The sequence below is a fragment of the Citrobacter sp. RHBSTW-00881 genome (assembly GCF_013728515.1).
Lineage (GTDB): Bacteria > Pseudomonadota > Gammaproteobacteria > Enterobacterales > Enterobacteriaceae > Citrobacter > Citrobacter braakii.
Genome location: NZ_CP056269.1, coordinates 3542000 through 3561043 on the forward strand (window position 1 = coordinate 3542000; position 19044 = coordinate 3561043).

The following is a 19044-nucleotide window of genomic DNA, read 5'->3' on the forward strand; positions in this document are numbered from 1 at the left end:
CACACTGATGGCGGATAAATATCAACCAATAATACTCAAGCACAACAATAAACACAATTTAAATAAGGTTAAACCTAAGTAAATAGTGCCAATAAGTTCTTAATAATTTTTCAAGTCTTCTTGTTTATTGCAGAAAAAACTTTGCGAGATTAATCAATATTATCCACGCGCTAATCCTGGATAATTTCACGTTATAACTTACGGGCAAACGACTGCTTTTAATCATTTATTGATGTCGTTTGTGCCATTTTTTGACAGACGTGATAAAGGACACATTGTGAAAACTTTCGGAAAGGTCTGGCTCGTTGGAGCAGGTCCTGGTGATATTTCATTACTGACCCTCAAAGCAATGATGTGCATTAAACAGGCCGACGTCATTATTTACGATCGGCTGGTCAATCCTAAAATTTTGGAATGGGCATTACCTGACTGCCTGCTTATCAATGTCGGCAAAAATCCAGGCTTCCATTGCGTTCCCCAGGATGAAATCAACGCACTGCTGGTCCAGTATGCCCAAACACACCACAACATTGTGCGCCTCAAAGGTGGCGATCCGTATGTCTTTGGCCGTGGGGCTGAAGAAGTGGAGGATCTGGTTGAAATGGGCATCCCTTTTGAAGTTGTACCGGGTATTAGTTCTACGATTGGCGGCCTGACCTATGCCGGTATCCCGGTGACGCATCGCGATTTTGCCTCCGGTTTTCACGTGGTGACAGGCCACACGCGGGAAGGCAATCAGCAGCAGGACTGGCGTCAACTGGCGAAACTTAACGGCACGTTGGTCATCGTCATGGGTATCGCCAATCTGGCGTTTATCTGTGAAGAGCTGTTGATGGGCGGAAAATCAGCAGACACGCCCGCCGCGCTAATTATGTCTGCGACCCGGGAAAATCAACGCCGCCTGACCTGCACGCTCGGTTCATTATTGAGCAAGGCGCAGGAAGCTAATATTGTTCCACCGGCGCTGATTGTAATCGGAGATGTGGTGACCCTGAGCGATCGGCTCTCTTTTATACCTGAAGCCATCACGCTGCCAGACAATCTTTACTGCGAAAGTCTGGCGTGACGAAAAGACTGGGGCGACGTTTGATGCGCCGCCCGGAAAACGCGGCAAAAGTAACTGGTTTGCGCGTATTGCAGTTTCCTGGCAATACTGTCTATGGAATGAAGCGGATCGTGTAATAACTCCCCTGCTTTTTGCATTTTTTTCTGACTCACCCAGGTTTTAAAATTAACACCCTGGCGTTTCTTGAAAAACCGGCTGAAATAGTTCGCGCTTAAGCACACATGAGCCGCGACAGATTCCAGAGACAATTCACCATACAAATTCTCGTCAATATAACGCAGCGCCGCCATAAGTTTTTTCTCGTGACGTGAAGGCTCAGTGAAATAATGATGAGCGTATCGGGTTGCCGGAACCTCAATCTTCTCAGAGATCAATTGTTCTTTCTCAAAATTATCAACAATAAAACTTAACAAATTTGCCGACGCCACCAGCACATTATTATCCACCACCACAGACTGGCCCCACTCAGCTTTAATTTCGGGGTTATTAATCCATGAGTTTTTGTTATCAATAGCGATAGTTTTATATTCCTGATATTTTACCCGCACCTGCCCGCAGATAATAAAACCGTAAAGGTGTCCCTCATGGATTAATGGCATCGAGAACAGGCTTAGCCCTGCATGACAGGTGAGTATTCTGGGTTTAAGCTGTTTTAATGCCTCAAAAGCACAGTACTTGTCGCACTTTTGGCAACCTGCTCGATAGCGCTCATCCGCACGCATTGATGTGCAAAACGAATTAAAATTATGACATTCAGACAACGCTATACCGTTAATATCAACGACGACTGTGGCTAACCCAGTGGCTCGGGAGAAGAGTTCTGCGATAGAGAAAAAACGGTGTAAATAGTCATCCTGGATTTTCAGCGGCACGTTATCCTCCGGCATTAATAATATTAAGGCCGCTAATATGCAAAAATTAGCCTCAGGAAAGAATGATGCTCACCGCAAAAAATAATCTCATTTGTGCAGATGATTATGATCAATTGGCAAGAAAATTATAGCAACCACGATAATACTCTGCAGCACACCGCGACTTCGCTTTCTCAAAGATTAACGAATCTTCACACTCTCTTGTGAGACTCTTTTCGCAACACCCAACACCTAACTTCATTATTTTCAATAAATTACCCGTTTTTAATCTGAATCGATGATGTGCTTATTTGTGATAATCATCATGTGAATGTGAAAGACCCTCCTGAATAATATGTTCAATTAGCAAACAATCTGAACGGAGTTGATCCATGGCCGTCACCACAGGCGTTATCGCCGACGATTTTACCGGCGCAACGGACATTGCAAGCTTTATGGCGCAGCAGGGGTGGCGCGTCGCGCTTCTGCCCGGTATGCCCGATACCGCGCAATGCTGGAATGAAGAGGTTGACGCTATCGTCATCTCGCTGAAAAGCCGCTCATTACCCGCAGAACAGGCCGTCGCCCAATCCCTGTCCTGTGCCCGCTGGCTGAAACAAAATGCAGGTGTCCGCCAGATTTATTTTAAATATTGTTCGACGTTTGACTCCACGCCAACAGGCAATATTGGCCCGGTCAGCGATGCATTGATGAACGACCTGCAGGTTCCGCTGATCGTCCACTGCCCCGCTCTGCCGCAAAACGGACGCACGGTGGTGCATGGTCATCTTTTTGTACACGGTGTACTGCTTAACGAATCCGGGATGGAAAAGCATCCGCTCAATCCAATGAACGATGCCAGCCTGCCGCGCCAGCTGAGCGCGCAAACGCCAGGCGCGGTTGGTTGCATCAACCTCACGACCCTGCGTCAAGGTGTGGAAGCGGTCACTTACGCCCTGGCCCAACTTCAGGCTGAAGGTACGCGTCACGTTATCGTCGATACGCTGGATGAAGCAGATCTCAACACGCTGGCGCAAGCTCTCCATGCCAGCCCTCTGTTAGCCGGGGGCTCCGGACTCGGCGGCGCGCTGGCCGCCTGCAGCGGAGGCCAGCAATTCATGCCGCCGGACTCTTTTCCACTGCCAGCCAAAACGGTGGTGTTCTCCGGTAGCTGTTCGGCAATGAGCAATCGTCAGGTTAATCGCTATAAGGCCGCGGCAGCGTCTCGTTTGCTTGATGTGTCCCGCTGCCTGTCTGATGCCGAACGCTACACCGATGAACTGAGCGCCTGGGCGATGACGCATATCAGCGACTCATTAGCGCCACTGATATACGCCACCCAGCCGCCAGACGTACTCAAACGTATTCAACAGGAGCACGGCGAACAGGCCGCCAGCCAGGCAATCGAACACGCTTTTGCCCGGCTGAGTTCAAAGCTACGGACTGCGGGTGTAAACACCTTTATCGTCGCGGGCGGAGAAACCTCCGGCACCGTTGTGGAAGCCTTGCAGGTGAAGCGTCTGTCCGTCGGCAAAGCCATTGCGCCAGGCGTGCCGTGGGTATTTTCCTCCGGTCTGGCGCTGGCGCTGAAGTCAGGCAACTTTGGTGACGACGATTTCTTTTTTACTGCCCAGGAGTACGCATTATGAATTCGGTGAGTGAACACCAACTGCGCGAACTACTCGTCCACTATGGCCGTTCCCTGTTTATGCGCGGTTACAGCAGCGGCGGTTCCGGCAATCTTAGCGTCAAAATGCCGGATGGCGGCTATCTGGTGACCCCGACCAACTCTTGTCTGGGCGAGCTTGATCCTGCCACGCTAAGTCGGCTGGATGCCAACGGCGTTCATCTTAGCGGCGACAAACCCTCAAAAGAGGTGCCCATGCATCTGGCGTGGTATCGACATCGGCCATCCTGCGGCGCGGTCGTGCACCTGCATTCTCCATGGCTGACCGCGCTCTCCTGCCTGCCGTGCACCACGCCGAAAAACTGCCTGCCGCCGTTAACGCCGTACTATGTGATGCGCGTCGGGCAGTTACCGCTGCTGCCCTATTTCAAGCCTGGCCATGAAGGCATTGCCAGCGCACTGAGTGAAATCGCGGCAGACCATACGGCCGCGCTGCTGGCCAATCACGGGCCGGTAGTAAGCGGTCGCTCGCTGCGTGAGGCGGTGTTTAACGCCGAAGAACTGGAAGACAGCGCCCGCATCTGGCTGACGTTAAAACCGCTTGGCTATGTTCCGCTCTCAGAAGAAGCGGTGGCCGAACTTGAACATTCCCGGCAAGCGTGAGGTGACATAATGATCCCCGAGCAACGACGTGATTTTATCTACCGCTACGTGCACGAAAAAAATGCCGCCTCATTTAATGAACTGGCAGATTTGATGAGCGTGTCGCATATGACCGTGCGTCGCGACATCCAGTTGCTGGAAGAAGAAGGCAAAGTTATCGCCATTAACGGCGGAGTGAAGCTCAATAACCTGCTGAAATCCGAGCTACCATGGCGGGAAAAAGCCGAGTTGAATCATGACGTGAAACGTAAAATGGGCCAGCTCGCCGCCATGCTCATTGAGCCCGGACAAACGCTGTATCTGGATGCCGGTACGTCGTTGTTTGAAGTGGCGAAAGCGGTCGCCGCCAGCCACTGTTTCAATCTGACGGTAGTAACCAACGATTTTTCCATCAGCCACTATCTGATGGATATGCCGCACATCACGCTCTATCACACCGGTGGTCTGGTGGATCAGCGTAACCGCTCATGCCTTGGAAAAAGCGCCGCCAGTTTTCTGCGCACCATTAATATTGACGTGGCGTTTCTGAGCTCCTCATCGTGGGATACCGAACGCGGCATGTCGACGCCGAGCGAAGGGAAAGCCTCGGTTAAAGAAGCGGTACTCACCGTTTCCCGGCGTCGGGTGCTGGTCTGCGACAGCAGTAAGTTTGGCAAATACGGCATGTTCCATATCTGTGGGCTGGAACAGTTAACCGACATTATTTCTGATAACCGGTTACCGGAAAACGCCCAGCAAACTATTGCCAGCCAGGGCGTTAAGCTGCATCTGGTTGATAACCGGGAGGGTGCGCGCCATGCTGAAGTTAGCGGCTAACCTCGACTGGTTGTTTACAGATTTACCGATAGCGGCGCGATTTGCGGCGGCGCAGGCGGCTGGTTTTCGCGGCGTTGAAGGGCTATTTCTCTGGCAGCACCCGCTGGCGCATTTGCACGCTGCACAGCGGGAAACATCCCTGCCGGTGGTGCTGATGAACGCACCGGCGGGTAACTGGGCACAAGGTGAGCGGGGACTGGCCGCGCAGCCCGGTCGAGACCAGGAATTTCACCATAGCCTCAACGTGGCGCGTGATTACGCCACGGCGCTGGGCTGTCGTCGGGTTCACGTTATGGCCGGTTCGCGTTGCGGCGATCTGACGCTTCACGCTCAGCGCACTCTCCTGACCAACCGGCTGCGTATCGCCTGCGATATGATGGCTGAAGCGGAAATCGATGTGCTGATTGAACCGTTAAATTCGCAGGATATGCCCGGTTATTTTATTGACAGCTTTCCGTTGGCCGAATCTATTATTCAAGAGGTTGGCAAGAAAAATATCGGTTTACAGTTTGATATTTACCACTGTCAGAAAATTCATGGCAATGTGGCAAAAAATATTGAACGCTACTTCACCTTAATTAAACATTTTCAAATTGCTTCTGTCCCCTATCGCCATGAACCGGGAACAGGTGAATTAAATGAAACATGGCTATTCGATTTTATTAGAAAAATGAATTACCAGGGCTGGATTGGCTGTGAATATCAACCATCAACATCAGGGCCCGACTCATTAAACTGGATAAAGCCTTACCTATAATTTAAATATCTCTGTACCGGAGGAAAATATGTCGGATACTGTTATTATTTCGCTGGCACCCGTTGCCGCGGATTGCCCCAGAGTGATACCCGCAGAACTGGCGCAGGAAATACTCGCCAGCGTAGAGCATGGCGCGTCCATCGTGCATTTACACGTTCGCGATAAACAGGGTCGCCTGACGCCGGATACCACCGATTTTCAGGCGACCATTGATAGCGTCATGCGCCATTCAGACCTGATTATTCAGGCATCTACCGGCGGCGTCTCTTCAATGTCCATCGCCGAACGCTGCGCGCCACTTTCCTGTCCCGGCGTAGAGATGGCTTCGCTGAACGTCGGTTCCGTCAACCTTGGAGATGCGGTGTACTTTAATCCCGGTCCGGACGTGGAATATTGCTCCCGGCAAATTGTCGAGCGCAATATTATTCCCGAGTTTGAAGTTTTTGAAATTGGCATGATTAATAACATCCTGAACCTTGAAGATAAAATAAAATTCCAAAAACCCATGCTCTTTAATATCGTCCTCGGCCATCGCGGCAGTACGCCAGCAACCATTGACGCTTTAATTGCTCTGCGTAGCATGATCCCGCGCGATGCCTTATGGGGTATTACTCATTTTGGCAGAAAGAATTTCGATATTATTGCCGCCGCCGTCGGCATGGGGGCCAGTGAAGTACGAATCGGCTTTGAGGATAGCTATTATTTAAGCGCTGAAGAAAAAGCACAGCATAATTACCAGCAGGTTGCCAAACTCGCCACGCTCATTCGCAGCATGGATAAAAAAGTCGCCACGCCAGAAATTGCGCGGCACATGTTATCTATTCCATCCCGGCAGCAATAACAACAGCAAGGACATTTCAACATGACTATGACCACTGTTATTCACAAAACCGGACTCGGCGTCAGCGTTGCGGGCGCGGCGCTAGCGATTATCGGTGCGCTAATCCAGTCCGCGGCGCTCTGGCAGCCCGGGCTGGTGATGTTCACCGCCGGATTCGCCGCCGGTGCAGGCTACTGGCCGGGTCTACGCAGCTATCAGTTTACGCTATGGATCATCGCCGGGTTTGTCGCCGCCATGACCTGGTCTACGGATCTGATCGTCTGGGGCGGTTTCAATATCACCCATAAATGGATCGTGTTCCTCGTCATTCAGGCCACCATGTTTAGCATGGGCACTAAGCTAACGATCCAGGATTTTATTGACGTCGCCAAAATGCCGTGGGCAGTGTTTATTGGCACCTTCTGCCACTTCGTTATCATGCCTCTGCTCGGCCTGAGCATTACGCTTATCTTTAACTTTCCGCCTGAGGTGGCGGTCGGGATTCTGCTGATTGGCGCCTGCCCAAGCGGACTCTCCTCTACCGTCATGGTCTATATCGCGAACGCCAATCTGGCGCTGGCGGTCTCGATCGCCGCAGTCTCAACGCTGGCGGCAACGGTGATGACGCCACTGTGGGTTAATCTGCTGGCGGGGTCGATGATCGATATCCAGCTCACCGCGATGGTAATGGATGTGGTGAAAATCGTATTGATCCCCATCGGCGCGGCAATTCTGCATGACTATCTGAAAACCTATGCGGGCGTGCGCGGACGCCGTGTCGTCCAGATGCTGGCCGGGATCGGCGCTCTTTGGCTGCTGTATATGATTGCTGGCGGCTGGGACGCGCTGTTTGGTCACGCCAGCGCCGACGCGCAAATGTACGCGGTGGTGCTTAACTTCGTGGCAGGCGGTCTCGTCTGGGCATTGTTCTACAACTGGCTGTATGGCCGCGTGGCGGGCGTGAAGAAAATCATGCCGACCATCTCAATGATGGGGATCATTTTCTTTACGACCACCGCAGCCGCAGCCGGGCGCGAGAACCTGGTGCAGGTCGGCTTCCTGCTCTGCTTCGCCATGTTGATGCATAACCTCGGCGGCTTCCTGATTGGCTATCTGATGAGCCGCTGGATCTTCCGCATGGACGTACAGTCTGCCCGCACCGTAGCCTTTGAAGTCGGCCTGCAAAACGGCGGCATGGCGTCCGGGCTTGCCGCAGCGATGGGCAAACTGGCAACGGTTGGCCTGGCCTCGGCGGTGATGACTCCGCTTGGCAACGTCAGCGGCTCGCTGCTCGCGAACTACTGGCGCAAGAAAGACGCCAGACAGGCGCAGGCCGCCGCAGCCAAAGATCCCGTTCAACCCGCTTGCGAAAATCTGTCAAAAGGATAATCACGATGACAACTCTCACTCTGGGGCATGCCCTGCGCGCCGTGGCCTCTGCGCTCGACCTTGCCGAAACATGTTACGCAAAACGCCCGTTAAGCGTGGCCGTATGCGATGCCAATGGCGAACTACTCAGCTTTGCGCGGATGGATAACGCCAAACTGTTAACCATCGAGTTAACCCAGCGCAAAGCACGCACCAGTAGCCGCCTGGGCTGTACCACGCAGGCATTTTTACAGCGACTGCAGAAAGAGCAACTGGATATTGGTTATTTTGCCGACCCGCTGTTTACGGCGCTGCCGGGCGGGATCCCGATTCTGCACCAAGGAAAATGCCTTGGTGCCGTCGCGGTAGGCGGTTTATCCGCGCAGGAAGATCATGATGCGGCGCTGGCCGTCGCGGAAACGTTACTTAAGGAGATTGCCCAATGAAAAAGGTCGCCATGCTGCATACCAGTGCCGCCACGCTTACGATGATGCAACAGCTGATTGCCGACATCATGCCGGATGTGGAAGTCATGCACCTGGTGGAAGAATCCATGATCAAGCAGGTAATGAAGGCCCAGGGCGTGACGCCCAATATTGCCGCTCGCATCGCCGACTATGTGCATATTGCCGAAAAGGCGGACTGCGATATCTTTATTACCGCCTGTTCCTCAATTGGTACTGCGGTGGAGCAATGCCAGTTTATGACCCCACTTCAGCTCGCACGCATTGATTGCGCAATGGTGGAAGAGGCGATTGAAAAAGGTGAGCGGATCGCCGTACTGGCGACCGTGGCAACCACGCTGAAGCCAACGCTGGATTACGTACAGCGCAAAGTGCAGCAGAGCGGTAAATCGCGAACCATCACGCCTATATTAATGGAGGAGGCATTCCACGCGCTGCTGGCGGGAGACATGGATACTCATGACCGTATCGTCAGTGAAGGGTTACAGAGCGCCTTTACCCAGGCGGATGTTGTGATGCTGGCGCAAGCCTCGATGGCGCGCGTTTTACAGCAGCTCCCTTCCCCGCCGGTGCCGGTAATGACCTCGCCGGAAAGCGGAATTCGCTGGTTGAAAACACTGGCTGAAAGCTGAATTACAGGCCAAAAAAAAGGCCATCATCAGATGGCCAACCATGTCGAAACGGGACCAGCCCTTGACTATGCAGAGAGTCAGGGCTGTTTTTTTTCTTACTTAATCACTGTTTTCAGCGCTTCGCCGATATCGGCCAGGCTACGAACGGTTTTCACGCCAGCGGCTTCCAGCGCAGCGAATTTCTCATCCGCCGTACCTTTACCACCTGCGATGATCGCACCAGCATGACCCATACGTTTACCTTTCGGCGCCGTCACACCCGCGATGTAACCCACAACCGGCTTGGTCACATGATCTTTAATGTACGCCGCCGCTTCTTCTTCCGCGCTACCGCCGATCTCACCGATCATGACGATCGCTTCGGTCTGCGGATCTTCCTGGAACAGCTTCAGGATATCGATGAAGTTAGAGCCTGGGATCGGGTCGCCGCCGATACCCACACAGGTAGACTGACCAAAACCATAGTCGGTGGTCTGCTTAACCGCTTCATAGGTCAGCGTACCGGAACGAGAAACGATACCGACTTTACCAGGCTTGTGAATATGGCCCGGCATGATGCCGATTTTACATTCGCCAGGGGTGATAACACCTGGGCAGTTCGGGCCGATCATGCGTACGCCCGCTTCATCCAGCTTCACTTTCACGGTCAGCATATCCAGCGTTGGGATACCTTCAGTGATGGTGATGATAAGCTTGATACCTGCATCGATAGCTTCCAGGATGGAGTCTTTGCAGAACGGAGCCGGAACGTAGATAACGGTGGCGGTTGCGCCGGTCGCTTCTACTGCTTCACGTACGGTGTTGAACACCGGCAGACCCAGATGCGTGGTGCCGCCTTTGCCCGGCGTAACACCGCCGACCATTTGCGTACCGTAAGCAATCGCTTGTTCAGAGTGGAATGTCCCCTGGCTACCGGTGAAGCCCTGGCAGATAACCTTGGTATCTTTATTAATTAAAACTGACATTATTTCCCCTCCACTGCGGCAACAACCTGCTGAGCTGCATCCGTCAGACTTTTCGCTGCAATAATATTCAGGCCGCTATCAGCCAATTTTTTCGCGCCGAGTTCAGCGTTGTTACCTTCAAGACGTACCACGACCGGAACGTTAACGCCCACTTCTGCTACCGCGCCGATGATACCGTCCGCGATCAGGTCGCAGCGTACGATACCGCCGAAGATGTTAACCAGTACGGCTTTAACATTGTCGTCAGAGAGGATAATTTTGAACGCTTCGGTTACACGCTCTTTGGTCGCACCGCCGCCAACGTCGAGGAAGTTAGCCGGTTCGCCGCCGTGCAGTTTAACGATGTCCATGGTGCCCATTGCCAGGCCCGCGCCGTTAACCATACAACCGATGTTGCCGTCCAGAGCGACGTAGTTCAGTTCCCACTGTGCGGCCTGTGCTTCACGCGGATCTTCCTGAGACTGATCGCGCATTTCACGCAGGTCAGCCTGGCGGAACAGCGCGTTGCCGTCAGCGCCCAGTTTGCCGTCGAGGCAGATCAGATCACCCTGCTTGGTCACCACCAGCGGGTTGATTTCGATCAGCGCCAGATCGCGCTCAAGGAAGATAGTCGCCAGACCCATGAAGATCTTGGTGAACTGCTGAACCTGTTTACCTTCCAGACCCAGTTTGAACGCCAGTTCACGCCCCTGATAAGGCATCGGACCGGCCAGCGGATCGAGCGCTACTTTGTGGATCAGGTGCGGCGTTTCTTCCGCCACTTTTTCAATTTCCACGCCGCCTTCGGTAGAGGCCATGAAGACCACGCGACGGGAACTACGGTCAACAACTGCGCCGAGGTAAAGTTCTTTACCAATGTCGGTCGCTGCTTCAACCAGAATCTGATTTACCGGTTGACCATGGGCGTCTGTCTGGTAAGTGACCAGACGTTTACCCAGCCAGTGTTCAGCAAAAGCGCGAATGTCTTCTTTGCTGTTCACAACCTTCACACCGCCCGCTTTACCACGGCCACCAGCGTGAACCTGACATTTCACTACCCACGGGCCTGCGCCGATTTTAGATGCAGCTTCTTCAGCTTCACGCGGAGTAGTACAGGCATAACCCACCGGTGCCGGTAAGCCATAGCGGGCAAAAAGTTGTTTTGCCTGATATTCATGTAAGTTCATGTGTTCTGTCCATCCTTCAGGTAATCGTTATCTTTTACCCGTAGGCCTGATAAGCCTCCAGACCTACGGGGCAGGTGATACTCTTATTTACTACACGTCCAGCAGCAGACGCGTCGGATCTTCCAGCAACTCTTTAATGGTTACCAGGAAGCCTACTGACTCACGACCATCGATCAAACGGTGGTCATAAGACAGCGCCAGATACATCATCGGCAGGATTTCAACCTTGCCGTCTACTGCCATCGGACGATCTTTGATGGCATGCATACCCAGGATGGCGCTCTGCGGTGGGTTGATGATCGGGGTAGACATCAGGGAACCGAACACGCCACCGTTAGTGATGGTGAAGTTACCGCCCGTCAGATCGTCGACCGTCAGCTTGCCGTCGCGACCTTTAACTGCCAGCTCTTTAATATTTTTCTCGATGTCAGCCATACCCAGCAGATCCACATCACGCAGGACCGGCGTGACCAGGCCACGCGGCGTGGAGACCGCCATGCTGACATCAAAGTAGTTGTGGTACACCACGTCATCGCCGTCGATGGACGCGTTCACTTCCGGATAGCGTTTCAGCGCTTCAACAACCGCTTTCACGTAGAAAGACATAAAGCCCAGACGGATACCGTGACGTTTCTCGAACGCGTCACCGTACTGCTTACGCAGATCCATGATTGGCTTCATGTTGACTTCGTTGAACGTGGTCAGCATGGCGGTGGAGTTTTTCGCTTCCAGCAGACGCTCAGCTACGCGTTTGCGTAGACGGGTCATCGGAACACGTTTTTCGCCACGAGCGCCCAGTTGAACCTGTGGTGCAGGCGCGGCGGCCGGCGCTTTGGCTTCTGCTTTCGCAGCCGGTGCTTTGGCCAGATGCTTTTCAACATCTTCACGCGTGATACGACCACCGACGCCGGTGCCATTGATGGCGCTGGCTTCGAGGTTATGCTCACCCAGCAGGCGACGGATCGCCGGGCTCAGGGCATCGTTGTTCTGTTCAGCAAGAGACGCCTGCTGGCGTTGTGCCGGAGTAGAATCTTTCTCTTCAGACTTGGCGCTGGTCTCTTTGCCAGAGCTGTTGCCTTCACGCAGGCGACCGAGGATCTGGCGAGAAGTGACGGTTGTCCCTTCATCTTCCAGAACCGCATCCAGAATACCGTCCGCTGATGCCGGTACTTCCAGTACCACTTTGTCAGTTTCGATTTCTACCAGTACTTCATCACGACGTACTGCATCGCCCGGTTTTTTGTGCCAGGTTGCAACCGTTGCATCCGCTACGGATTCAGGCAGGTCGGGAACAAGAATATCTACGCTACTCATTATTTATCCTTTATTTAATCGACGTTCAGCGCGTCATTAACCAGATCTTGTTGCTGCTTCTGGTGAACGGACATATATCCTACTGCCGGAGAGGCAGAGGCCGGGCGACCTGCATAACGCAGAGCTGACCCAAATGGAATTACTTCACGGAAATGATGCTGGCTGCAGTACCATGCGCCCTGGTTGAGCGGCTCTTCCTGGCACCAGACAAAATCATGTACATGAGCAAACGGTTTCAGCGCTTCCTGCACCGCTTTATGCGGGAACGGATAGAGCTGTTCGATACGCACAATGGCGACATCTTTTTGGTCGTTCTTGCGGCGTTGCTCCAGCAGGTCGTAATAAACCTTACCAGAACACATCACGACACGCTTCACGCCTTTAGGATCAAGTTCATCTACTTCGCCAATGGCTGGCAGGAAAGTGCCATTTGCCAGTTCGTCCAGCGTGGACACCGCCAGCGGATGACGCAGCAGCGACTTCGGTGACATCACTACCAGCGGACGACGCATTCCGCGCAGCGCCTGACGACGCAGCATGTGGTAAACCTGTGCCGGGGTAGACGGGACGCAAACCTGCATGTTTTGCTCAGCGCAAAGTTGCAGATAACGTTCCAGACGCGCGGAGGAGTGCTCCGGACCCTGACCTTCATAGCCGTGTGGCAGCAGCATAACCAGACCGCACATACGGCCCCATTTCTGCTCGCCGGAAGAGATGAACTGGTCGATAACCACCTGCGCACCGTTGGCGAAGTCACCGAACTGCGCTTCCCAGATAGTCAGGGTGCGCGGTTCTGCCGTGGCATAACCGTACTCGAATGCCAGCACCGCTTCTTCAGACAGCACGGAGTCCCATACGCGGAACGTGCCCTGCCCGTTATGCACATGCTGCAGCGGAGTGTACGTTGAACCATTCGCCTGGTTATGAATCACCGCATGGCGGTGGAAGAAGGTTCCGCGGCCAGAGTCTTCACCCGACAGACGTACCGGAATGCCTTCATCAACCAGCGTGGCGTAAGCCAGATTCTCTGCGCCACCCCAGTCGAACAGCTTCTCGCCTGCGGCCATGGCCTGACGGTCGCCGTAAATTTTGGCAACACGCGACTGCATTTCCACCGCTTCAGGCACGGTGCTGATGCGTTTTGCCAGCTCCTGCAGACGCTTCATCTCAACTTTGTTCGGGTAGTTTTCATCCCATTCGTGGTTGAGGTACGGCGACCAGGTGAAGGAGTGCATATTCATTGGACGCCACTCTTTCACCACGCATTCGCCTGCGTCCAGCGCGTCACGATACAGATTGACCATTTCGGTCGCATCTTCCAGCGTAGCGACGTTGTCCGCTTCCAGCTTGTCAGCGTAGATTTTGCGCGGGGTCGGATGCTTTTTGATTTTCTGATACATCAGCGGCTGGGTTGCGCTTGGCTCGTCGGCTTCGTTGTGGCCGTGACGGCGGTAGCACACCAGATCGATAAAGACATCGCGTTTAAAGGTATTACGGAAATCCAGTGCCAGACGCGTTACGAAAGCGACCGCTTCCGGGTCATCCGCGTTCACGTGGAAAATCGGCGCCTGAACCATCTTACCGATGTCGGTGCAGTACGGTGTAGAACGTGCATCTAGCGGGTTAGAGGTGGTGAAGCCCACCTGGTTGTTGATAACGATGCGAACGGTACCGCCCACTTCGTAACCACGCGCTTTCGACATATTCAGGGTTTCCTGAACCACGCCTTGCCCGGTTACTGCCGCATCACCATGAATAGTGATTGGCAGCACTTTATTGCTGCTCGGCTCGTCCAGACGATCCAAGCGTGCACGTACGGAACCGATAACCACCGGGCTAACGATTTCCAGGTGCGACGGGTTAAACGCCAGCGCCAGATGCACCAGACCGCCTTCGGTTTCGATATCCGATGAGAAGCCCATGTGGTACTTCACGTCACCGGTGCCGAGGTGTTCTTTATGTTTGCCCGCAAATTCGTCGAATAGATCCTGCGGCTTTTTACCCAGCACGTTAACCAGGACGTTCAGACGACCACGGTGCGCCATACCCAGTACCACTTCACGGGTACCGCTGTTACCGGCGTGGCGGATCATCTCTTTGAGCATTGGGATTAACGCATCACCGCCTTCCAGTGAGAAGCGTTTCGCGCCCGGGAACTTCGCGCCCAGGTAGCGTTCCAGACCTTCCGCTGCGGTCAGTTCGCTGAGGAAGCGTTTCTTCTCTTCACTACTGAACGCAGTACGACCAGACTCGATACGCTGCTGAAGCCAGCGTTTTTCTTCGGTGCTGGTGATGTGCATATACTCGGCGCCAATCGGGCCGCAGTAGGTTTGTTTCAGCGCGACAACCAGGTCGCTCAGCTTCATCGTGTCTTTGCCACCGGCAAAAGAACCCACGTTAAAGCTTTCCTGGAAATCCGCATCGGTCAGATCGTGGAAGGAGGGATCCAGATCGGCCACATTTTCTTGCTGCCACAGTCCCAGCGGATCGAGATTCGCATGCTGATGACCGCGGAAACGATAGGCGTTAATGAGCTGCAGGACTTTAACCTGCTTCACATTGGCATCAGGGTCGGAAATAGAAGAAGAGTAACGTGGGGTAATCAACGCCTGTCGACGGAAATAATCACGTGTTTTTGAGTGGAGTTGATCCGGTTTGACTCCGGTACCAGGTAACTGCTGGAACGTCGAACGCCAGTTAGCATCTACCGAGTCAGGGTCGGTTAAGAAGTCTTCATAGAGCTGTTCTATCCAGCTCTGGTTAGAACCAGAGAGGTAAGAAGAGTCCAACCAGGCTTTCAAAGCGCTGTTCTGCATCGTGATCCCTTAAGCATTTGTATGCTTATTTCGCCGTGGATACTACCACGCACACCGATGTGCGTGCCGGGGTTCACTTGTTGCGGACTGTCGTGTCATCTGCGTCCGCTAAGGAACCTTTAAAAACTGTCTAATAATCGTCGTCGTTCAGGCTGCGATTATTGCTATCAATGTGGCAGTTTTTAGAGGTTTCCCTGCACGGCCGGGGAATCTCTTCCCCGGCAACTACTAACTACTTATGCACTACGTTTGAGCAGCATCGACTTAATATGACCGATGGCGCGCGTCGGGTTCAGCCCTTTAGGACATACGCTGACGCAGTTCATGATGCTATGACAGCGGAATACGCTGAAAGCGTCACTTAAACCTTCCAGACGGCTGTCGGTCTCGGTATCGCGGCTATCAATTAAGAAGCGATACGCGGCTAACAGGCCTGCCGGGCCAATAAACTTGTCCGGGTTCCACCAGAATGATGGGCAGGACGTTGAGCAGCATGCACACAAAATACATTCATACAGCCCATCGAGCTTCTCACGCTGCTCTGGCATTTGTAAATGCTCACGAGCCGGAGGATTTTTCCCATTATTCAACAAGTAAGGCTTAATCTTCTCATACTGTGCGTAGAATTGTCCCATGTCTACCACCAAATCGCGCACAACCGGTAAACCTGGCAGCGGGCGAATGACAATTTTCTTGCCCGGCTGATTCAGCGCAGAAATAGGTGTGATACAGGCCAGTCCATTTTTGCCGTTCATGTTCAGACCGTCGGAGCCGCAGACCCCTTCACGGCATGAGCGACGAAACGACAGCGACGGATCTTTTTCTTTCAGCTGCATCAACGCATCCAGCAGCATCATGTCGCGCCCTTCTTCCGCCTCCAGGGTGTAATCCTGCATGCGCGGAGCGTCGTCAACATCCGGGTTATAGCGATAAACTGAAAACTCGAGTTTCATTGTCCTGTCTCCGCATTAATAAGTACGAATCTTCGGCGGGAATGCCGGGCGCAGCTTCGGTTCCATATTGACTTGACGTCGCGTCATGGATTCCGACTCTGGCAGGTACAGGGAATGACACAGCCAGTTTTCGTCATCACGTTCCGGGAAGTCGAAGCGGCTATGCGCGCCACGGCTTTCGGTACGGAAGTTTGCAGATACTGCAGTGGCGTACGCGGTCTCCATCAGGTTATCCAGCTCCAGACACTCAACGCGCTGGGTGTTGAACTCGCTGGAGGTATCGTCCAGACGAGCATTTTTCAGGCGTTCGCGAATCGCTTTCAGTTCTTCCAGACCCTTCGCCATCGCATCGCCTTCGCGGAATACCGAGAAGTTATGCTGCATACATTCCTGCAGCGCTTTACGAATTGCCACCGGGTCTTCACCGTTACGGTTACCGTTCCAGCGATTCAGACGCGCCAGAGAAGCGTCGATTTCATCTTCGGTTGCATCCAGCAGGTCACCCTGCTCTGCGATAGATTCCTGCAGATGCAGGCCCACGGCACGACCAAATACCACCAGGTCAAGCAGTGAGTTGCCACCCAAACGGTTAGCACCGTGAACCGATACGCAGGCGATTTCACCGACGGCAAACAGCCCTGGGATCACCACATCTTCGCCCTGCTCATTCACGGTCAGCGCCTGGCCGGTGACTTTGGTCGGAATACCGCCCATCATATAGTGGCAGGTTGGAATAACCGGGATCGGCTCTTTCACCGGGTCAACGTGAGCAAAGGTACGGGACAGTTCGAGAATACCCGGCAGACGGGACTCCAGCACTTCTTTACCCAGGTGGTCGAGTTTCAGTTTGGCGTGCGGCCCCCACGGACCGTCGCAGCCGCGACCTTCGCGGATTTCGATCATGATGGAACGCGCCACCACGTCACGACCCGCCAGGTCTTTCGCATTCGGGGCATAACGCTCCATGAAGCGCTCACCGTGTTTGTTCAGCAGGTAGCCACCTTCACCACGACAGCCTTCTGTTACCAGAACACCCGCACCAGCGATACCGGTTGGGTGGAACTGCCACATCTCCATATCCTGCACCGGCACGCCAGCGCGGATAGCCATACCGACGCCGTCACCGGTGTTGATATGGGCGTTGGTGGTGGACTGATAAATACGGCCAGCACCGCCGGTCGCCAGCACGGTTGCGCGAGCTTTGAAGTAAACTACTTCACCGGTTTCGATACACAGCGCGGTACAACCAACAATCGCGCCATCGGCATTTTTGACCAGATCCAGCGCGTACCACTCGGAGAAGATAGTGGTATGGTTTTTCAGGTTCTGCTGATACAGCGTGTGCAACAGCGCATGGCCGGTACGGTCTGCCGCTGCCGCTGTACGTGCCGCCTGCTCGCCGCCGAAATTCTTCGACTGGCCGCCAAACGGACGTTGATAAATTGTGCCATTATCGAGGCGAGAGAACGGCAGCCCCATGTGGTCCAGCTCCAGAATCGCTTCCGGACCGGTTTTACACATATATTCAATAGCGTCCTGGTCACCAATGTAGTCCGACCCTTTGACGGTGTCGTACATGTGCCATTCCCAGTTATCTTCATGGGTATTACCGAGCGCAACGGTGATGCCACCTTGCGCAGATACGGTATGGGAACGGGTTGGGAACACTTTGGAGAGCAGCGCACAGGTCTGACCGCTCTGGGAAATTTGCAGCGCCGCGCGCATACCTGCGCCGCCGGCACCAATCACAACAGCATCAAATTCTCTGACTGGCAGTTTCATTACACACCCCACACCACAACAAATCCATAAATGACGTAAACCACCAGCGCAACGACGATAGCCAGTTGCAGAATCAGGCGCACGGCCAGCGGTTTAACGTAGTCGGTCAACACCTGCCACATGCCGATCCAGGCATGAATCAAGATGGAGAAAAGAGCCAGCAGGGTGAAGACTTTGGTGAATGCCGATGAGAAGAAACCGGTCCAGACTTCAAACGTCAGTTCGCCGCTGGTGGCGAAGAAGCCGACCATATAGATGATGTATAACGTCAGAACGATAGCGGTAGCACGGACCAGAATGAAGTCATGTACGCCGTTGCGTCCTAATGCGGAGGCGTTGCTTACCATACGAGGACTCCTGCGAGAAGTGAAAGCACGACAATGATAACGAAACAAATTTTGGCGGAACGTGTCCCTGCTTCGAGGGTTTCTTCGATATAGCCAAAATCCATCAACAGATGGCGAATGCCCATTACGGCGTGATATGCCAGCGCAATCAGGATCCCCCACAGAATTAACTCCACAAAGAAGTTATTCATAATGGATGACGCCGCGAGGAAACCTTCAGGGGAGGAAAGGCTGGTACCCAATAACCACAACAGAATCCCGACCGCCACGAAGGTGATCACTCCGGATACGCGATGGAGAATGGACGCTATCGCCGTGATTGGGAACCGGATCGTTTGTAGATCCAGATTGACAGGTCTTTGTTTTTTCACATTTCTTATCATGAATAACGCCCACATGCTGTTCTTATTATTCCCTTTGGACTTCGGGTACAGAAGATGAAGACACCTGTAGCCTGAAAGACGACGGGATTTCCTTCCTCCGGTCTGCGTGCGGGTCAGACAGCGTCCTTACTATAACTACGCGTCATATAAAACACTGCTTCCAGATGCTAAAACGACACGTTACAACGCTGGTTGGCTCGGGATTGCAGGGTATTCCGGAGACCTGGCGGCAGTATAGGACGTTCACAAAATCA

The 19044-nt window shown here is 53.4% G+C and carries 18 protein-coding genes; 9 read left to right on the forward strand and 9 right to left on the reverse strand.

All coding sequences use genetic code 11. From position 1 onward, the window contains the following. Positions 1-277: 277 nt before the first annotated feature. Positions 278-1066, forward strand: a complete 789-nt coding sequence (gene cobA / locus HV311_RS17185; protein ID WP_019076302.1) for a uroporphyrinogen-III C-methyltransferase — start codon at positions 278-280, stop codon at positions 1064-1066. On the opposite strand, the gene HV311_RS17190 is transcribed toward cobA, so the two are convergent. Continuing rightward, on the reverse strand, positions 1045-1938 hold the full coding sequence (locus HV311_RS17190; protein ID WP_191220231.1) for a PocR ligand-binding domain-containing protein: 894 nt from the start codon (positions 1936-1938) through the stop codon (positions 1045-1047). The genes cobA and HV311_RS17190 overlap by 22 nt on opposite strands. A gap of 371 nt (positions 1939-2309) precedes the next feature. Between HV311_RS17190 and otnK the strand changes: the two genes are divergently transcribed. Genes otnK through HV311_RS17230 form a run of 8 tightly spaced genes read left to right on the forward strand, consistent with a single transcriptional unit; the run spans position 2310 to position 9064 of the window. Then, a complete protein-coding gene (gene otnK / locus HV311_RS17195) occupies positions 2310-3566 on the forward strand; it encodes a 3-oxo-tetronate kinase (RefSeq protein ID WP_191220232.1) in 1257 nt (418 codons plus the stop codon). Beyond that, the gene (otnC, locus tag HV311_RS17200; RefSeq protein WP_016152294.1) at positions 3563-4207 is read left to right on the forward strand and encodes a 3-oxo-tetronate 4-phosphate decarboxylase; all 645 of its coding nucleotides are present in this window, start codon (positions 3563-3565) and stop codon (positions 4205-4207) included. The genes otnK and otnC overlap by 4 nt, the downstream gene beginning before the upstream one ends. A 9-nt stretch (positions 4208-4216) precedes the next feature. Continuing rightward, positions 4217-5023 carry a DeoR/GlpR family DNA-binding transcription regulator gene (locus HV311_RS17205; protein ID WP_016156008.1) on the forward strand — a complete coding sequence of 269 codons (807 nt, stop codon included), beginning with the start codon at positions 4217-4219 and terminating at the stop codon, positions 5021-5023. Continuing rightward, positions 5004-5780: a hydroxypyruvate isomerase family protein gene (locus HV311_RS17210; RefSeq protein WP_191220233.1), complete on the forward strand. Its 777-nt coding sequence runs from the start codon at positions 5004-5006 to the stop codon at positions 5778-5780. Before HV311_RS17205 ends, HV311_RS17210 begins: the two co-directional genes overlap by 20 nt. A 28-nt stretch (positions 5781-5808) precedes the next feature. Then, complete coding sequence (locus tag HV311_RS17215; protein ID WP_049269273.1) at positions 5809-6621, forward strand: 3-keto-5-aminohexanoate cleavage protein; 813 nt, start codon at positions 5809-5811, stop codon at positions 6619-6621. 21 nt (positions 6622-6642) lie between these two features. After that, positions 6643-7989: a bile acid:sodium symporter family protein gene (locus HV311_RS17220; protein ID WP_016156006.1), complete on the forward strand. Its 1347-nt coding sequence runs from the start codon at positions 6643-6645 to the stop codon at positions 7987-7989. A 5-nt stretch (positions 7990-7994) separates the two neighbouring features. Beyond that, complete coding sequence (locus tag HV311_RS17225; RefSeq protein ID WP_016152289.1) at positions 7995-8414, forward strand: GlcG/HbpS family heme-binding protein; 420 nt, start codon at positions 7995-7997, stop codon at positions 8412-8414. Then, positions 8411-9064, forward strand: coding sequence for an aspartate/glutamate racemase family protein (locus tag HV311_RS17230; protein WP_046274716.1), 654 nt, complete (start codon positions 8411-8413; stop codon positions 9062-9064). Before HV311_RS17225 ends, HV311_RS17230 begins: the two co-directional genes overlap by 4 nt. 95 nt (positions 9065-9159) lie before the next feature. Here the strand turns inward: HV311_RS17230 and sucD are convergent, their stop codons facing one another. The 8 genes from sucD to sdhC all read right to left on the reverse strand — a co-directional run bounded on the left by sucD (position 9160) and on the right by sdhC (position 18805). Then, the gene (sucD, locus tag HV311_RS17235) at positions 9160-10029 is read right to left on the reverse strand and encodes a succinate--CoA ligase subunit alpha (RefSeq protein ID WP_003022929.1); all 870 of its coding nucleotides are present in this window, start codon (positions 10027-10029) and stop codon (positions 9160-9162) included. After that, positions 10029-11195, reverse strand: a complete 1167-nt coding sequence (gene sucC, locus HV311_RS17240) for an ADP-forming succinate--CoA ligase subunit beta (protein WP_003022927.1) — start codon at positions 11193-11195, stop codon at positions 10029-10031. The genes sucD and sucC overlap by 1 nt, the downstream gene beginning before the upstream one ends. Positions 11196-11285: 90 nt before the next feature. Next, complete coding sequence (gene odhB, locus HV311_RS17245) at positions 11286-12509, reverse strand: 2-oxoglutarate dehydrogenase complex dihydrolipoyllysine-residue succinyltransferase (protein ID WP_191220234.1); 1224 nt, start codon at positions 12507-12509, stop codon at positions 11286-11288. A gap of 14 nt (positions 12510-12523) precedes the next feature. Beyond that, the gene (gene sucA / locus HV311_RS17250; RefSeq protein WP_016152283.1) at positions 12524-15325 is read right to left on the reverse strand and encodes a 2-oxoglutarate dehydrogenase E1 component; all 2802 of its coding nucleotides are present in this window, start codon (positions 15323-15325) and stop codon (positions 12524-12526) included. 236 nt (positions 15326-15561) lie between these two features. Continuing rightward, a complete protein-coding gene (gene sdhB / locus HV311_RS17255) occupies positions 15562-16278 on the reverse strand; it encodes a succinate dehydrogenase iron-sulfur subunit SdhB (protein ID WP_003022921.1) in 717 nt (238 codons plus the stop codon). A 15-nt stretch (positions 16279-16293) separates the two neighbouring features. Then, positions 16294-18060, reverse strand: coding sequence for a succinate dehydrogenase flavoprotein subunit (gene sdhA / locus HV311_RS17260; RefSeq protein ID WP_003022919.1), 1767 nt, complete (start codon positions 18058-18060; stop codon positions 16294-16296). Further along, positions 18060-18407 (reverse strand): succinate dehydrogenase membrane anchor subunit, encoded by a 348-nt coding sequence (gene sdhD / locus HV311_RS17265; RefSeq protein WP_005122550.1) that lies wholly within the window; start codon positions 18405-18407, stop codon positions 18060-18062. Before sdhD ends, sdhA begins: the two co-directional genes overlap by 1 nt. After that, positions 18401-18805: a succinate dehydrogenase cytochrome b556 subunit gene (sdhC, locus tag HV311_RS17270; RefSeq protein WP_016152282.1), complete on the reverse strand. Its 405-nt coding sequence runs from the start codon at positions 18803-18805 to the stop codon at positions 18401-18403. The genes sdhD and sdhC overlap by 7 nt, the downstream gene beginning before the upstream one ends. Between the last annotated feature and the right edge of the window lie 239 nt (positions 18806-19044).

Coding starts and splice junctions, on each gene's coding strand:
- HV311_RS17215 (WP_049269273.1), top strand. CDS start 5,809: ATGTCGGATACTGTTATTATTTCGCTGGCACCCGTTGCCGCGGATTGC.
- sucA (WP_016152283.1), bottom strand. CDS start 15,325: ATGCAGAACAGCGCTTTGAAAGCCTGGTTGGACTCTTCTTACCTCTCT.
- sdhC (WP_016152282.1), bottom strand. CDS start 18,805: ATGTGGGCGTTATTCATGATAAGAAATGTGAAAAAACAAAGACCTGTC.
- sdhA (WP_003022919.1), bottom strand. CDS start 18,060: ATGAAACTGCCAGTCAGAGAATTTGATGCTGTTGTGATTGGTGCCGGC.
- sucD (WP_003022929.1), bottom strand. CDS start 10,029: ATGTCAGTTTTAATTAATAAAGATACCAAGGTTATCTGCCAGGGCTTC.
- sucC (WP_003022927.1), bottom strand. CDS start 11,195: ATGAACTTACATGAATATCAGGCAAAACAACTTTTTGCCCGCTATGGC.
- otnC (WP_016152294.1), top strand. CDS start 3,563: ATGAATTCGGTGAGTGAACACCAACTGCGCGAACTACTCGTCCACTAT.
- sdhB (WP_003022921.1), bottom strand. CDS start 16,278: ATGAAACTCGAGTTTTCAGTTTATCGCTATAACCCGGATGTTGACGAC.
- otnK (WP_191220232.1), top strand. CDS start 2,310: ATGGCCGTCACCACAGGCGTTATCGCCGACGATTTTACCGGCGCAACG.
- HV311_RS17230 (WP_046274716.1), top strand. CDS start 8,411: ATGAAAAAGGTCGCCATGCTGCATACCAGTGCCGCCACGCTTACGATG.
- sdhD (WP_005122550.1), bottom strand. CDS start 18,407: ATGGTAAGCAACGCCTCCGCATTAGGACGCAACGGCGTACATGACTTC.
- HV311_RS17210 (WP_191220233.1), top strand. CDS start 5,004: ATGCTGAAGTTAGCGGCTAACCTCGACTGGTTGTTTACAGATTTACCG.
- HV311_RS17205 (WP_016156008.1), top strand. CDS start 4,217: ATGATCCCCGAGCAACGACGTGATTTTATCTACCGCTACGTGCACGAA.
- odhB (WP_191220234.1), bottom strand. CDS start 12,509: ATGAGTAGCGTAGATATTCTTGTTCCCGACCTGCCTGAATCCGTAGCG.
- HV311_RS17225 (WP_016152289.1), top strand. CDS start 7,995: ATGACAACTCTCACTCTGGGGCATGCCCTGCGCGCCGTGGCCTCTGCG.
- HV311_RS17220 (WP_016156006.1), top strand. CDS start 6,643: ATGACTATGACCACTGTTATTCACAAAACCGGACTCGGCGTCAGCGTT.